The organism is Paenibacillus sp. FSL R5-0473, from assembly GCF_038004565.1.
Taxonomy (GTDB): Bacteria; Bacillota; Bacilli; order Paenibacillales; family Paenibacillaceae; genus Paenibacillus; species Paenibacillus amylolyticus.
On the sequence record NZ_JBBORL010000001.1, the window covers coordinates 1,215,790 to 1,231,619 of the forward strand.

Annotated in this window: 16 protein-coding genes and 3 tRNA genes; 15 read left to right on the top strand and 4 right to left on the bottom strand. The window is 44.2% G+C overall.

From position 1 onward, the window contains the following. The 10 genes from MKY28_RS05240 (at window position 1) to MKY28_RS05285 (ending at window position 6,293) form a co-directional block, all read left to right on the top strand. Window positions 1-1,452 carry an ABC transporter substrate-binding protein gene (locus MKY28_RS05240; RefSeq protein ID WP_036614797.1) on the top strand — a complete coding sequence of 484 codons (1,452 nt, stop codon included), beginning with the start codon at window positions 1-3 and terminating at the stop codon, window positions 1,450-1,452. Window positions 1,453-1,558: 106 nt separating this feature from the next. Beyond that, window positions 1,559-1,750: a hypothetical protein gene (locus MKY28_RS05245; RefSeq protein WP_047843730.1), complete on the top strand. Its 192-nt coding sequence runs from the start codon at window positions 1,559-1,561 to the stop codon at window positions 1,748-1,750. 71 nt (window positions 1,751-1,821) lie between these two features. After that, window positions 1,822-1,895 (top strand) — tRNA-Met (locus tag MKY28_RS05250). A gap of 56 nt (window positions 1,896-1,951) precedes the next feature. Then, window positions 1,952-2,025 (top strand) — tRNA-Ile (locus MKY28_RS05255). A gap of 181 nt (window positions 2,026-2,206) precedes the next feature. Further along, window positions 2,207-2,629: a hypothetical protein gene (locus tag MKY28_RS05260; RefSeq protein WP_036614795.1), complete on the top strand. Its 423-nt coding sequence runs from the start codon at window positions 2,207-2,209 to the stop codon at window positions 2,627-2,629. Between the two features lie 236 nt (window positions 2,630-2,865). Beyond that, a complete protein-coding gene (locus tag MKY28_RS05265; protein WP_340935231.1) occupies window positions 2,866-4,422 on the top strand; it encodes a tetratricopeptide repeat protein in 1,557 nt (518 codons plus the stop codon). Window positions 4,423-4,560: 138 nt separating this feature from the next. Then, entirely contained in the window at window positions 4,561-4,728 is a 168-nt protein-coding gene (locus MKY28_RS05270; RefSeq protein WP_307534362.1) for a hypothetical protein, read from the top strand. Between the two features lie 171 nt (window positions 4,729-4,899). Then, on the top strand, window positions 4,900-5,598 hold the full coding sequence (locus MKY28_RS05275) for a hypothetical protein (RefSeq protein ID WP_340935232.1): 699 nt from the start codon (window positions 4,900-4,902) through the stop codon (window positions 5,596-5,598). Window positions 5,599-5,689: 91 nt separating this feature from the next. Further along, window positions 5,690-5,803 (top strand): YjcZ family sporulation protein, encoded by a 114-nt coding sequence (locus MKY28_RS05280; protein WP_082219140.1) that lies wholly within the window; start codon window positions 5,690-5,692, stop codon window positions 5,801-5,803. 160 nt (window positions 5,804-5,963) lie between these two features. Next, window positions 5,964-6,293: a DUF1904 family protein gene (locus MKY28_RS05285; protein ID WP_017687348.1), complete on the top strand. Its 330-nt coding sequence runs from the start codon at window positions 5,964-5,966 to the stop codon at window positions 6,291-6,293. Between the two features lie 41 nt (window positions 6,294-6,334). Here MKY28_RS05285 and MKY28_RS05290 read toward each other — a convergent pair whose 3' ends face one another. Beyond that, the gene (locus MKY28_RS05290; RefSeq protein WP_340935235.1) at window positions 6,335-7,558 is read right to left on the bottom strand and encodes an MFS transporter; all 1,224 of its coding nucleotides are present in this window, start codon (window positions 7,556-7,558) and stop codon (window positions 6,335-6,337) included. 140 nt (window positions 7,559-7,698) lie between these two features. Then, on the bottom strand, window positions 7,699-7,893 hold the full coding sequence (locus tag MKY28_RS05295) for a DUF6199 family natural product biosynthesis protein (protein WP_036614780.1): 195 nt from the start codon (window positions 7,891-7,893) through the stop codon (window positions 7,699-7,701). Window positions 7,894-8,200: 307 nt separating this feature from the next. Between MKY28_RS05295 and MKY28_RS05300 the strand changes: the two genes are divergently transcribed. Further along, window positions 8,201-9,349: a sensor histidine kinase gene (locus tag MKY28_RS05300; protein ID WP_340935237.1), complete on the top strand. Its 1,149-nt coding sequence runs from the start codon at window positions 8,201-8,203 to the stop codon at window positions 9,347-9,349. A 109-nt stretch (window positions 9,350-9,458) separates the two neighbouring features. Then, the gene (locus MKY28_RS05305) at window positions 9,459-9,941 is read left to right on the top strand and encodes a NucA/NucB deoxyribonuclease domain-containing protein (RefSeq protein ID WP_215079494.1); all 483 of its coding nucleotides are present in this window, start codon (window positions 9,459-9,461) and stop codon (window positions 9,939-9,941) included. A 195-nt stretch (window positions 9,942-10,136) separates the two neighbouring features. On the opposite strand, the gene MKY28_RS05310 is transcribed toward MKY28_RS05305, so the two are convergent. Next, the gene (locus MKY28_RS05310; protein WP_017687353.1) at window positions 10,137-10,361 is read right to left on the bottom strand and encodes a hypothetical protein; all 225 of its coding nucleotides are present in this window, start codon (window positions 10,359-10,361) and stop codon (window positions 10,137-10,139) included. 207 nt (window positions 10,362-10,568) lie between these two features. On the opposite strand from MKY28_RS05310, the gene MKY28_RS05315 reads away from it, so the two are divergent. The 3 genes from MKY28_RS05315 (at window position 10,569) to MKY28_RS05325 (ending at window position 14,859) form a co-directional block, all read left to right on the top strand. Next, entirely contained in the window at window positions 10,569-11,018 is a 450-nt protein-coding gene (locus MKY28_RS05315) for a hypothetical protein (RefSeq protein ID WP_340935244.1), read from the top strand. A gap of 461 nt (window positions 11,019-11,479) precedes the next feature. Beyond that, window positions 11,480-11,565, top strand: a tRNA-Leu gene (locus MKY28_RS05320). Window positions 11,566-11,937: 372 nt separating this feature from the next. After that, entirely contained in the window at window positions 11,938-14,859 is a 2,922-nt protein-coding gene (locus MKY28_RS05325) for an insulinase family protein (RefSeq protein WP_340935246.1), read from the top strand. Between the two features lie 146 nt (window positions 14,860-15,005). Here MKY28_RS05325 and MKY28_RS05330 read toward each other — a convergent pair whose 3' ends face one another. Then, the gene (locus MKY28_RS05330) at window positions 15,006-15,713 is read right to left on the bottom strand and encodes a helix-turn-helix domain-containing protein (RefSeq protein ID WP_017687366.1); all 708 of its coding nucleotides are present in this window, start codon (window positions 15,711-15,713) and stop codon (window positions 15,006-15,008) included. Window positions 15,714-15,830 lie beyond the last annotated feature (117 nt).

Here is a 15,830-nt window from a genome sequence, read left to right on the forward strand (position 1 = left end):
ATGAAGAACAGTATGTGGGGAAAACGTGTTTTAGCCGTCATGGCTACAGCAACGCTGGCAATGCCGCTGATTGCCGGTTGTACGGCAAGTGAGGCGAAGGATACGGAGCAGCGCGTATTGCGTGTGGCTACGATGTGGGGCGGACAGGATGACAGTTACTTCCGTCAGCAATTTACCGATGCTTTTGAACTGACACACCCCAATGTAACGATCGAGATTGTGGCTGCCGTTGATCAGAGCAGTATGTATGGGTACGGTAACACAGAAGAACAGCAGGAAGCTCCGGATACGATGGAAAGTCTGAAGAAGATTATGACTGGGGATAATCCGGTTGACGTCATCGTGGCGGATACCTCTACAGTCAAATCATTAATTCAGGAGAATCTGGTCAAACAGCTGGACCCATTGATGCAGGAAGACAAGTTTGATACCAGTGATATTGTGCCTAGTGTGCTGGAGGGAATTAAGGACCTTGGGGACCAGAGCATCTATGCATTGACACCAACGTTTTCCTCCTCCGCTTTGTTCTATAACAAGGGTATGTTTGAAAAAGCAGGCGTGGAACCGCCAACGGACAATATGACTTGGGATGATATTTTCAATCTGGGTACACGTCTAACGAAAGGTGAAGGTAAAGATCATGTATTTGGTTTCTCCTTCACGACATATCAGGGTGGTCCGCCGTACTACTCCATGCAGCAGTACTACAGCTCGTTGCAGCTGAAGACGTTTGATGACAAAGCAGAGAAGATGACAGTAGATTCTCCTCAATGGGAGAAAGTGTGGAGCACCATCAGCAAACTTGCGATTGACAAAGTTATTCCTAAAGGCGACGAGCCACAGGATCAGAATCCGAGTGGGCGTTATGATCCGGTACAGGGTGACCTATTCCTGAGTGGCAAGTCAGCCATGGTTATTGGTGATTACAGCTATATTAATCAATTAATTGATGCTAATAAAAATGCGGATAAAATGAAAGACTTTACGAAAGTGGATTGGGATGTGGTAACACCTCCAGTTCACCCGGAAGCTCCTGAAATTGGAGGCAGCATCTACTTGAGCAACCTCATGGCGATTAATAGTGCGGCTCAGAACCCGGATGATGCGTGGGAACTGATCAAGTACATGAACAGTGAGGACTGGGCTAAGATTAAAGCACGCAGCAGCTATGAGATGGTATCACGGAAGAGTTTCATTAAGCCCAAAGACGGTCTGGATTATAACATTCAAGCATTCTATTCGCTGAAGCCGATTCCGCCAACAAATACCAATCTGGATAAAATGTATCAAAAATCCCCAGGTTTATGGCAAGTCAATGAAAAAGGTATGGAATATTTCAACCAGGTACTAGAGAACAAAAAGACACCAAAAGAAGCACTTGGTGAGTGGGCAGCTAAAGGAAACGAGATGCTGGAGAAATTGAAAAAGGATCCTAAAGCTACGTTTCAATGAGATTTGATGTAGTAGTCATATCATAAGTTAAGGATAGCCGCTGAAGATTTTAATCTTTGGCGGCTATTTTTATGAAAATGGGGTATTCTACAAAAAGCAGGAATAAATGACGACTCCGGAAAGGACGAGCGGTATGCACTGGGTATATTTCAGCAAGTTGTATGCAACCAAATTTCAGGCAGGGTGTCTGGCCAAACGTATGGAGCAGGATGGGTGGATTTACGGTCATAATGAACCAGCGGAAGTGGAAGTTTATCGATCACGTAAAGGACGTTACGGTGTACGTTTTATTCCCTGACATTACCCCTTGACTTATTGGGATAGAATGGTGTATATTAATTAAGTCGCTGTTTTAATATTTCTTACTGACGCGGGGTGGAGCAGCCCGGTAGCTCGTCGGGCTCATAACCCGAAGGCCGCAGGTTCAAATCCTGCCCCCGCAATTTAGTTTCACTTGGATGATTCACAGCCATCATCTGCACGTTATACATTATGTCTAGGGCCCTTAGCTCAGTTGGTTAGAGCGGTCGGCTCATAACCGATTGGTCACAGGTTCGAGTCCTGTAGGGCCCATACTCTTAAAACCCTTGCCTAGCAAGGGTTTTTTTCTGTCTACATGTAAGCTTTGGAGGAAAAAGTATCTTGTTAATGGTGTCTTCTAGTATGCCCTTTTTTTCGAATCACGATGTATGTCCATGCCATATCTCAAATCTCGCATATACTACCTTATCCCAACCCATAGGAGGTAGATTTCATGAGTCAATTTCTTGATGCAAGAACATCTCAGAATGCGAGTTTGGCTAACTCTATTGCAATACCAATCCTGGTTATTAATACACCACAATTATTCGGCCAGATTGGTCTGCAAACAGCAGGAGCAGGGGCAAACCCACGGGTACAATTCAAAGGAACGGTGTCTGTGCAACTTCCTTTGGCACTCGTTGGTGTAACTATTACAATTGTTAGGGGGACTTTGGCTACGGACCCTGTGATCTATTCCGCAACGTCTACGTTTAGCTTGAGTGTCCTTGCACCTCAGATTATTACGTTCTCTGCAGATGACTTCAACCCGCCTATCACACCTCAATTGACGTACACTGCATTTATCAGTTCCAACTTGCTCGGTACGATCCGTGTAGGCCCTGAGAACTTTGATGGAGCTGTATATTCCGACTAATGTTGAGCGTCCTTGCCTAAGTAAACTAGATCAATAGTCTTCTTAATTGAAAGGCCTCAAGGACCTGCCCTAAAAAGCAGGTTTTTTCCCTGTTGAAGGGGAAAACTGAACTTCATCGAGTAGGTAGGGTTCTATGATATAATGCATTACAGAGATTGAATGGTATTGGACATCAAATAATACGTGATCATCTGAGAAACGTATGAAATTAGTGATAGAAAGCAGGTTTCCGTTTAATGACGTCAAATGAAAGTCAACGTTTTCGTTACAGTGAAGCTCCGGTCTGGGATTGGCAGAGAGCTTATTATGAGCAGAAGGGGCTACAAGCTTGGACAGAGAACCAAGTCCCTCAATATATTACGAGTAATCCGTTGATTGCCACGGCGTATGCAGAGATGATCTTTGGCTTTCTTCAGGACCTTTCGAACAAAGGAAAGATCAACGAGACCGTAACCATTCTTGAACTTGGAGCGGGTGTAGGGCGTTTGGCACATCAAGTTCTCCTGAAATTGCTTGAGTTAAAGGAATTTGCTGGAATACCTTTACCGCCTTTCAGATATGTGATGACGGATCTCGTAGCGGAGAATGTGCTAGGTTGGCAGGAGCATCCATCCATGCAATCCTTTATTCAACAAGGTATAGTGGATTTTGCGCGTTTTGACGCTGTAGCGGATACGGAATTGAATTTGGTCGTTGCAGGCACGGTTATTCAGCCCGGTGATCTGAAACAACCGTTGTTGTTGATTGCTAATTACTTTTTTGACAGCATTCCACAGGAATTAATCTACATTGGGGATGGCGAGATCTATGAGTGTGATCTGCTTGTACAGTCTCCGGATCGTCGTCTTGATCTTGAGCCCGCTGAGATGCTGAAGAACATGACACTGAGTTATGAGTATCGCCGAGCGCCCGAATACAGTGCAGATAACTATCCGTATCAGGAGCTTATCACATTGTACAAAGAGGAACTGGAGGATTCGCACATTCTGTTCCCTGCAATCGGGTTGTCCTGTCTCGAACGGTTGAACAAGCTGTCACAGTCAGGTTATGTGTTGATTACCGCTGATAAAGGGGATCATCGCCTGGATAACTGGAAGTTCGCAGAGCCACCAGAATTTGTTCTTCACGGGAGTTTTTCTCTAACGGCTAACTACCATGCCATTCAATATGTTCTTGAACAGCAGGGCGCTCATACACGATTCACAACACATCATTATAAAGATCTGAATGTTGGGTGTATGTTGATGGTTGAAGAACCCATTAGTTATGTGAACACACGTCTGGCCTACCATCGATTTGTTGAACGTTTTGGCCCGGATGACTTTTTCAGCATGAAACAATGGGTAGACTCTCGAATAAAGAGTATGGAGTTAAAGCATATTTTACCGTTTTGGCGTCTGGGCGGGTATGATGCGGAGTTCTTGATTCACAGCGCTACCCACATTTCCAGTCTTCTTCCTGATGCGAGTGATGAGGAAATGCTTGATATTCAGTCTGGTATTCATACGATGTGGTCGTCCTACTATGTGATGGAGCAGCAAGGAGGTCTCGCATTTTTGGCAGGGCAGCTATTATATGAGATGTATATGTATGAGGATGCAAAACGGTTTCTGGAGATATCATTGGTTGCAGATCCGAGTAACCATAATCCAGCCGTCTTGTACGATTTGGCTGTGTGCTGTTATGAACTTGAACTGGAAGAAGAAACCCTGTCATATACCCATAAAGTATTGGCTCTGGAACCTGATCATGAAGAGGCGGCAGCCTTGCTCCAGAGTTTCGAGTTGATCTGAACGGAACAATTTTAGTTTATCTCCTGTATGTCTAGAAATAGTGATGGTTGTATATAAAATTGAAACCTAATTGGGTTGTAATCGTATTAATGGGATATTCAACCAATCATTTCTATAGTACATAAAGGAGACAGAGCTATGAAGAAAATGTTATCCGTTGCATTATATCCACTTGCTTGGGTGTTGGGGGCACTGAGTATCTTATCTGGAAATGCAAACAGTGTCCTATTGGTGAAAGATATCGCTACAGATCGAAGCTATGATGGGCAGGCTATATATGATAGTATTGAACGTAGAAATGCCTAACTACATATCATTCAACTGTAAAGGTAATTGTGTCGTCGAGCAATAACATGAGAAACAATTACTCTTGAAGTGATGTACGATGAGCAGGAGTTCTGTCCGTACAACCTTTAAGCCGGTTTCGTACCTTATTCAGGTATGAACCGGCTTTTATTTATGAATGGGGGATACCAGATGAAGATTATTATTGGACAACCGAGGCTGGAACAGGATTTGCTGCAGCTTGAAGCCGAACTCAAGCAACACCCTGATGCGGATATATTGTTTTTTCCTGAAGGTTATCTGAACCAGAATGTTGAGGAAGCTTGCAGGTTGGCGGCTGAATATGGGACCATGATTGTCTCAGGTCATCGCAGACTGGACGAACGTCCAAAGGACCGATCAATTATCATCAGTAAGGCTGGAGAGATTGTATTGGAGAAAGCTAAATATACACCTGCTGAGACGGTTGAGGAACAGGGTTGGGTAATAAGCACTTTGTTGTGTGATGAGCTGGTCCTGCAAGGATTTCGCAATGAGAATATAGGGAATGTGGACATTGTGATGCATTCCATTGGTGTGGGCATGTTCAGTGAAGAACAGTACAGTGAGTGGGTCGAAGAGGCTCGGCAGATCGCACTGAAGCATCAATGTATTGTCATGGGGACAAGCCATGCGGATGGTTCGTACCGTGATAGCGAGATATCCATTCCAATCGCGTATTGTATAACACCTGATGGAGAGGTTGTTCTGGCATCCCGAAGTGATACACGTACTCTTACAATCCTTCTGGACAGAGGAAATACAGACCCTTCACCTCAGGAGTCAAAAGAAAAACAACTGAAAATCTCCATCGCCCATTCGGTTAAATCAACGGGTATGAATCCCGGATGAATGGGCTGTTGAACTTGCCGATTCGCCCGGTCACTTGCGCGGAATACGCATATGTTATGGCATACCTTGAAATTCAAAGGAGGCCAATCAAATGAGTCAAGTTGGATACGGTTGTTGTAATGCTGGTGGCGGATGGACTTCTACAAGTGCAATTCTTGTGCTTTTTATCCTGCTCGTGATCATCACAAAATCTTTCTGGCTGTAAGTCACGTATAGAAACGTGCAAACAGTGGGCTCCGCTGAGACTTCAGCGGGGCTTTTCCTGTTTATAAGAAGCAACATATGCCATCCATGACATTTGACAACTGAAAACAATGTGCTTAAAATCACATAAGAGACTATTAACAGAGATTGAAGGGATAGCAATGCCGTTTATTCGCTTTAAAGGATTCACAGGTCCTCAACTAGAGGAAGTTGTACCCCAAATTACAGAGCAGATGGCCCTAATTACTCATATTCCAAGGGAGAGAATGAAGGCAGAGCGTCATGATGTACAAGCGCTAACACCTTCTCCGGCTTCTATAGAGATTCTGATGTTTCAACGTGACCAGGAGATTCATAATCGGATTGCATCGTCGGTGCAAGCTATTTTGGAAGAAGCATACATGCCCGATGTGCATATTTTCTTCAATATATTGTCACCTACTTTGTATTATAAAAAAGGCAGGCCGCTGACAGATTATCGATTGGATTGAGATTGTGAGGGACGAGCAGAATGTTGCTCGTCTCTTTTGATTTACATATTTTTCGTATGTTTAGCAATGGGATGGTTTCTGTGAATTCTGCTCAACGATAATGAGCATATCGCAGATACAATAAACAAGGCTCCACCGATAAGGTATACCCACCGAACGCCCAGTTGATCGGCGACTAGACCAAAGATAACTATGGATACACTCATAACCGTGGATATCAGGACGCCATGGGTGGCGTATACCTTGGTTAGGGATTCGACAGGTACACTGTTCTGAAGCGCTGTCTGCTGAGCCACATCACGAATCTGATGAACTGGACCCATCAGTATGCATAACACCAGAGCGAGCCATGGCAGGTTGTTTAGACCATAAACGACGGTCAGCAGGCTGAAGAGAAGAGAACCCATGGTCATACTAGCGATTAGGTGCTTCTGAATACGTTTGGCTAGTGCAAGAGCCAGAATACCTCCAAGCATGGTTCCAGCAGCGTAACTCGAGTTCATGAGTCCCCACCAACCTTCTCCTCGTCCCAGAGCTTCTTTTGCAAAGGCCAGCGTAACAGCTCCGATCCAGATGGAACCCGCAAGTGCTTGGGCAATGTCCATAAGCGTAATCAGCCGTAATGATGGATTCTTCCAAAGTATACTCCAACCTTCCCTCAATACATTCCGCGATACAGCAGATTTCTGAGGTTGTTCTACATTCCGTGTGAGCGAGCCCATGGCAATCATGAAGATCAGAACGGCCCAGGACAGGCTTGTAGCTGCCCAGAAGGTCTGTGACGCCCCCCAGTTCATCACGGCGAATCCCGTCATGGCGTAACCGACAATGGTTACAGTCTGATTGGAGAAAGATAGTAGGCTATTTGCTTTTATAAGGTCTTCACCTTGAACCAATCGTGGCGTTAAAGTCTTCAGTAACGGAGTTTCCCATCCGTCCAAGAAGGATAATACAATCACTCCGAGCAATATAAGCGGCAGTTGTGAAATCAAGTGATTCAACGAAATGGCTATACAGGTCATGATTAATGTTTTGGCTATGGAAATGCTGATCAATAGTCTGGAGAATGGGAAACGGTTCACAAGTAATGGCAAAGTGAGACCGGCTATTATGCGTGCAATGATCTGAATAAGTGGAAACATTGCAGCAGAGAGTACCGATCCAGTGAGACCGTATATAAATGTAGTAATGACCATGATATATATGACATTAATAAGCGAGAGCAGCGTTTTGGCGGCCCAGTACGGATAAAATGCGATGTTCATGCCAATGATGTCCTTTCCGAAACGATATATCTATATTACGGGCATTCTCATCATTGCACCACAAACAAAGTTATCATTTTCCCGTCATTTCACCACAAAAAAACTGCCCAACAGGGCAGTCATCTTCTAATGCTTATAATTCATGCCATAGCAAGTGTGAAGGCGATAAGCAACATCAGCAGGCTGGTCGTTCTGACCATAGTCATATAAGGCCTGCTGGGTTCGGCTTCGCCCCGGGAAATCCAGCCATAGCGCAGATACCAGCCGAATTTTGGGAAACAGAGATTGATGATACAGAGTACCATGAATATAAAAAAGAGGGTTCTCATACCCATCTTCCTTTCTCACTTACATAACGGATCTTATTTTAACGTTTGCGTCTGGTAAAAAAGACTACAATCAAAATAATAATGATGATAATTAACAGAAATTTCATGTATGTTCCTCCTGGTGAGTAGTTAGGTTATTGTGGAATGTTAGTTATCAACTATTACCCATAAACCACATGACTTGAATAACTATGTTACAATTAAAATATATTGATTTAATATCAACACATTCCGACTGGTTAGTTTTCTCTCCTTATAATGTACGATTGCAGAATATATAAACATTAATGTGTGTGAGATGAAGGAGGAAGGCATGAGCCAACATAATCAACTCTCATTACAATGGGAATTTATCATCTCGAAAGTGAAATCCTCCGTGACGGTGGTCGATGCTACCTTGCCTGAGCTTCCGCTCATGTATGTAAACGAACACTTTACCCAACTGACAGGATATACGTATGAAGAGTCTGTCGGACACAATTGCCGATTTTTGCAAGGGCAGGATACAGACCCGGAAACGATAATGCAGATTCGTGATGCGTTAAAGAAACAACAGTCCATTAAGATTGATATTTTAAATTATACAAAAAGTGGTCAGAAGTTCTGGAACGAACTGAATATCGATCCGATCTTTAATGAATCCGGAGAGTGTTTATATTTTGTAGGCATTCAATACGATATTTCAGAACGGAAGTATGCTGAACAGCAGTTGAAGTTTGCAACTTCCATGGCTGAGATGAACAGCAGAGGGCAATTGGAATTCATCGGCAAGCTGAATCACGAGCTTCGTACCCCGCTTAACGGCATTATGGGCATGATCGAACTTGCAAGTATGGGTGAAACTACGGATGAGCAGACAGAATATCTGGAGCTAGCACGTCAATCAGGTGAGGCGCTCCTTAACATCATTAACAATAGCCTGGATATGGCGAAACTGGGCAGAGGCAAAATGGATGTTGAAAACATTGAGTTTCAACCTTTGAAGCTGATCCAACAGATTGTGAAGACACATGAACCTGTGGCACAGAATAAACACATACGTTTGCTCTGTCATGCTGATCTGAATGTTCCTGATGTGCTTATCGGTGATCCGCTAAGACTTCGGCAGGTACTGGATAATTTGCTGAGTAATGCGATCAAGTTCACAGAACAAGGTGAAGTGCAGTTACAGGTGGATGTGAGGCAACAACTGATGGATACCGTTGTATTGGTATTCTCTGTACGTGATACGGGAATTGGCATTCCTCAGCATCAGATCGAACAATTGTTTGATGCATTTACCCAGACCGACATCTCCCATGCGCGCCGATTTGGCGGAAGCGGTCTTGGTCTGACCATCTGCAAAGAACTGCTGGAACTGATGAATGGTCAGATTTCGGTGGAGAGTACAGAAGGGAAAGGTACACAGTTTGAGGTGACACTGCCCTTGCTGCGCCAACAGGCCATTCCCAATGTAGGATAATCAATAAAGCAGGACAGCCGGGCGGTCTCGGCTGTTTTTTTATTGTATTGGATTGTTTTACGAACGGGCGTTCTGTTATAATGCAAGTGTTGAATGGGGGAGACACAGCATGAGTAAGAGACGCACAAGAAGAAAACGCAAAGGCAAGCAAGGCTTTAAAAAGCAGGTTCTGACGCTGGTAGCGATGCTGCTGGTAGCCCTCTACGCCTGGGCTGGGGGAGAATGGCCCGAGGAGATACCTAATCCATTCGGTGGGACTAATAAGAGTGTAGACCATACCATTACGTTCCCTTCAGAGCGTTATCCCGAAACAGCCAACCATATTAAAGCTGCTATCAAGGCAGGTCATTCGGATGTATGCACCATTGATCGTAGTGGAGCCGAAGGCAATCGGGATTTATCACTTAAGGGTGTTCCGGTCAAAAAAGGTAAGGATCGTGACGAGTGGCCCATGGCGATGTGTGCTGAGGGAGGAACAGGTGCAGATATCCAGTACATTACCCCGAAAGATAATCGTGGTGCAGGTTCATGGGTAGGGAATCAGTTAAGTACATATCCAGATGGAACACGAGTGAAGTTTGTAGTGAAGTAACCAACAGGATATCGTTGGGCAGAAATAAGGATTGTAAGGCCTTTGTTGTGAGGTCAGTGGCAGCGTGGTACAGGATAAGTAGAAGAGAAAAACCAGACGTGCATGCGTCTGGTTTTTTGGTGTAAAGTGCTGGCATAAATAGATCTAGTTAACGTATCTATACGGGAACTGGAGTTTCTAGGATTACAGAGCCGACTAAACGAGTTGCATTCCGCTTAAATGATGAGACCGGATGCTTAACAGACGCGTAACATGTTCCACCTCATCAAACGGTATCCACAGACTGCCGTGGACCGTACGTAAGGAAAGAATGGATGTATCAGCGGTACGCTCGGGAAATCCGGTTACCGTCTGACCGCTTGTATTACGAACCATGATCTGTTGTTTGCGCCGGATGGCAATTTCTACCTCTTTTTTCATAAGTCATTGCTCCTGATTATGAGATGTTAAATCCATATGTCAATGTTTTCAATGGTTAATTTGTCTTCTTTATCTAGTCTATCAGAACTAGGTATAGATTTCCAGAAGAGAAATCAACATTCTTCTAGGTGATTTGTCTTAGCTGTGGATGATCCGTTTTTGAATGGGGATTACGGGGTTATATTAGGGTAAAAGGAGGGGAACGGAATGACACAATTGATTATTGGGCTGGCCCGTACCGAGAACGAGGCTATAATTATGCTGAATAAGGTCAAAGAGGAAGGCATCAAGGATAAATATTTGGGAGCGGTGGCGAAGGAGCAGCTTAATCTGGAGCTGGTGAGCGAAAAGACGGGGTTGCCCAAACCTTTGAAGGGTGCCGGAACAGATGGTGCCTTTGGCGCTCTGAAAGGCATATTGGCTGGTTTGGGGAAGCGAATGGATCAGACGATGTCGATCGGAAATGCAGTGCGTAGACTCGCTGGTAATGAGATTGGGAGTGAGACCGATGATTTGGTGCTTACACTGACTGAAGCGGGGATCTCGGAGGAGGATGCGCGGTATTACGAAGATTGGCTGTTAAAGGACCATATCTTGGTTATCGTGGAGTGCAGTAAGGAAGAAGCTGCTCGTGTTCGACCTATTTTACTTTTTTAGTTTAATTTAAGGCTGATTTTAGGTTTCTTTAATGTTGGGGAGGTATTCTTATCTCACACCTCCCTTAATATAGATTGGTTTACCGGAAGTCCGGGACCGCAACTCGGACTTTCTAGGCACTGTGAGCTGACGCTTGCAGTGCCTGTTTCATTTATATAAGTTGAACTAAAGATTATTTACACTGGCACTCCGATGACAGAATAACTTTTAATCGCTGTTATCCCCAGATTTTTTGATTCCCTTTCTCAAGGGAAAATCCGGTGATAGCGTATGCTTCCGATGCAGCTTTCTTTCAGAAAGCTTTTAGGCGAACGCTTCGCTTTTTCAGTTTTTTCTGTCTTCTCCGTTATCGTGTAAATCATTAGTTAAACTTATATAGTTAAATTTTTTTTATAAAAAGTGTTGCAAAGTTAATTAGTTCATGGTAAGATATTTCTTGTCGCCAAGAAATACATAATCCTGCCGGGGTGGCGGAATTGGCAGACGCACAGGACTTAAAATCCTGCGGTAGGTGACTACCGTACCGGTTCGATCCCGGTCCTCGGCATCTTAAAAAGAAAGATCGTTTGACGCTTGTTAACCAAGCTGCATGCGATCTTTTTTTGTGTTCTTTAATATGATCGTCACTTTATTGCAGACCACATCACCATGTAGCTCATAAACATAAACCCTGCATAATACATATCAGAAGGTACATTTATCTGACTTTTATGAAGAGACGGAACAATGGTGTATACTATCCGTAGGCATATATTACCTTTACCTTGCTGAACGATATAGGTTCAACTACACATTTACACGATAACGGAGAGGACAGATGTTGTTCTGTCATCGGAGTGCCCGTGTAAATAAACATATTTGAACTTATGTAGAGTCACAAAACCAATAAAACAATCTTATGGACGGAGGACTCAAGTTTATGTTGAAACAGCTTAAGCCATACAAGGTGTTACAGGAGCGCAGAATCGAAGAACTGAAATCGGATGCGTATCTGTTGGAACACCAGAAATCCGGAGCCAAAATTGTACTATTGTCCAATCAGGACGACAACAAAGTATTCAGTATCGGTTTCCGCACACCTCCGGAAGATGATACAGGGGTAGCCCATATCCTCGAACACTCCGTGCTCTGTGGGTCCAAGAAATTTCCGGCCAAGGATTCTTTTGTTGAGTTGCTGAAAGGTTCATTGAATACATTTCTTAACGCCATGACGTATCCCGATAAGACGATCTATCCGATCGCCAGTCGTAATGATCATGACTTCCATAACCTGATGGATATTTACCTGGATGCAGTATTGAATACAAATATTTATGAGAATGAAAAGATATTTCTACAAGAGGGCTGGAACTACAACCTGACCTCTGCAGATGATGAATTAACCTACAACGGAGTTGTATATAACGAGATGAAGGGTGCCTTTTCTTCACCGGAACGAATGGTGCGCAGAGAAGTGCTGAACTCCCTTTTCCCGGATACCACATACTCCTCCGAGTCTGGCGGATTCCCGGAAGCTATTCTGGATTTAACGTATCAGGGGCTGCTGGATTTCCACACGAGATACTACCATCCTTCCAACAGTTATATCTATCTCTACGGGGATATGGATATGGAAGAGAAGCTGCAATGGCTGGATGAGAACTATCTGAGTGCATATGATCGCATCGATATTGATTCGGCCATTCAACTTCAACCTGCCTTTGCAGAACGGGTAGACACAGTTAAAACTTACTCTGCGGGAAGTACGGAATCGGAAGTGGATAACAGCTTCTTGACCTATAACGCGGTGATCGGCACAAGTCTGGACAAGGAACTGAACATTTCGTTCCAAATTTTGTTATACGCCCTGCTGAACGCTCCGGGAGCGGTGTTGAAACAGGCTTTGCTGGATAAAGGCATTGCGAAGGATGTCTACGGTTCGTATGATGACAGCCTGTATCAACCTGTATTCACTGTGGGACTGAAGAAGAGCAATCTGGCGAGCAAAGAGGATTTCCTGGGAACGGTCAAAGAAGTACTTGAGCGTGTGGTAAAAGAAGGCTTTGATCCAAAAGCGCTGCTTGCTGGCATTAACTCGTATGAGTTCAATCACAGAGAAGCGGACTATGGCAGAATGCCGAAAGGCCTGATCTACGGATTCTCCTCCCTGCAAAGCTGGTTGTACGATGAAGAAGCACCTTTCACTCATTTAGAAGCCAATGACGTATTTGCTGAACTGCGGACAAAAATGAACGAAGGTTACTTCGAGCAACTGATTGAGAAATATATTTTGCAAAACACACATACTTCCTTTGTGGCGCTTACCCCGGATAAGGGGCTGAACTCACGCAAAGAAGAAGCGTTGAAAGAACGTCTGAAAACCATTCAAGCCGGTCTTAGCGAGGAAGAAGTTCACTCGTTGATTCAGAAAACGGAGGCACTCGCTGAGTATCAGAATACACCTTCAACCAAAGAGCAACAGCAGGTCATTCCGACGTTATCGATTGAAGATATTGAACCGAAGGCCTCTACGTTGCATCAAACGGCGAACCAGGTCGACGGAACAACCATTCTCCATCATAACCTTTACACCAACGGAATTGGTTATCTGAGACTGTTGTTTGATATCAAAGAAGTGCCACGTCATCTCCTGCCGTATGCAGGATTGCTCAAGAATGTACTGGGTTACGTGGATACTCAAAACTACTCGTTTAATGAATTGTCCAATGAAATCCATATCCATTCGGGTGGTATTCATAGCGGGATAGGATCTTATGCTAACGCGCATAAGCACAATGAATTCAAGGCGACCTATGAGTTCAACGCAAAAGTGTTGTATGACAAGCTTGGATTTGCCTTTGATATGATCAAAGAAATCGTGTTCACATCCCGATTCGATAATTCGAAGCGGTTATATGAAATCATCTCCCAGATGAAAGGTAACCTGCAACGTAATCTGATCAATAGCGGACACTCTGCGGGAATCGGCCGGTCTTCGTCCAAACATTCAGCAGTTGCCGATTTCAGGGAAGCTGTAAGTGGCATTGCCTTTTACCAGTGGCTTGAGGATCTTCAGGCGAATTTTGAGGCGAGAAAAGAAGAGTTATCTTCCAGTCTGCAAGAGTTGACGGGGTATATTTTCAGACCGGAGAATTTGCTTGTTAGTTATACTGCCGATGAGCAGGGATATGAAGGACTGGAGCAACAGGTATCCGACCTGAAAGCGAAGCTGTTCACACATGAGGTTGCCAAGGAAGAGTTTACGTTCACACCGGCTACTCATAAGGAAGGATTCCGTTCCCCGTCAGAAGTGCAGTACGTGGTGCAAACGGGCAATTATATCGACAAAGGATACCAATACACCGGTTCTCTACGGGTCTTGCAGGGAATCCTGTCTCTGGATTACTTGTGGACCAATATCCGAGCCAAAGGTGGAGCTTATGGCTGTATGTCAGGCTTCAGACGGAACGGAGACAGCTACGTTGCATCGTATCGTGATCCGAACCTGGATAAAACGTACAAAGTATATGAAGAGATACCGCAATATTTGACCGATTTCCGGGCAGACGAGCGGGAAATGACGCGTTATATCATTGGTGCCATTCAGGATCTCGATACGCCGAGAACGCCTTATGGCGAAGGAGCTTTCTCTCTGGAGTGTTATCTGTCGAATGTGACTGAAGCGGATCTGCAACAGGAACGTGACGAAGTGTTAAGCACGAAGGAAAGCGACATTATCGGTTTTGCTGAGCTTTTATCGGCCATACTTGAGCAGCAACAGCGCTGCGTGATCGGTAATGAGAACAAGATTGAGGAACAGAAACAAATGTTTGACGAGACGCTGGATTTAGTTAAAAACTAAGCGCTAGTCTCACTTATCTCCGATCGAATAGGCAGCAAAGCGAAAGGCACTTTTATGAGCTGGTTTCAACAGCTTATAGAAGTGCCTTTTCTAATGGGGAGGGACTGTCTCCATCCCATATGAGAATGTGTGACACACTGCGTTGTTCAGGTGACAGCGAGCATGTTGTATATTTTCAGGGTCCGCAGATCTTCCTTTGAGATTTTTAATTCATTATATAACTCCTGATTCTCGGGCAGCGGGGTTCTGGAGAATAACATTTTGAGCGCGATAGGCATGAAAGGTCTGAAGGAGACACCAGCCATCAGTCCCCATTTTTTCTCCGATTCCTGAAAAGACGCCAAAATATTAATATATAGGTTCTCCAGCGGCGTAGCCTGATTTTTCAAAATTAGCGTGGTGAGTGTATCATAATGCTCGGTGTGGCCCCAATACATATTCTCGCACTCCTGGTAGTTCTCAAAATCCTTCACATTCATATACATCACGGTGCGATAACGGTTGGCATCCGATTGAGCCATCATGTCAATGACACAACGAATGAGACTGTTGTTACGCCCGTCATAGAAGTAAGAATAGAAACGGGTGGAGTTCTTGAAAAAGCTGGACGGGACCGCATTCATCAGGGGAGATGCATGCCTTGGTTCTTGGTACAAGAGTTGCTCCACCTGGATGTTGAGTGCGTTAGCAATATGATGTAACGTGACCAGATCAAGTGTAATATCTCCGCTCTCATATTTGGACAGCGTACCCTTGCTTTTGAAGATCTGATCCGCAAGCTGTTGAATGGTCAGTCCCCGCCACTTCCGAAAGTTTCGTATTTTCTTGCCAACTTCTTGATTGATATTGTTCATAATCGGTTCTCCTTATGCCAATGTTTCTTGAGAGTACGTGAAAATGATGAAACTCATTCATAAAAATGATGTTATATGAGAAATATATCACTTTTTCATCGAAATACCTATTTTGGA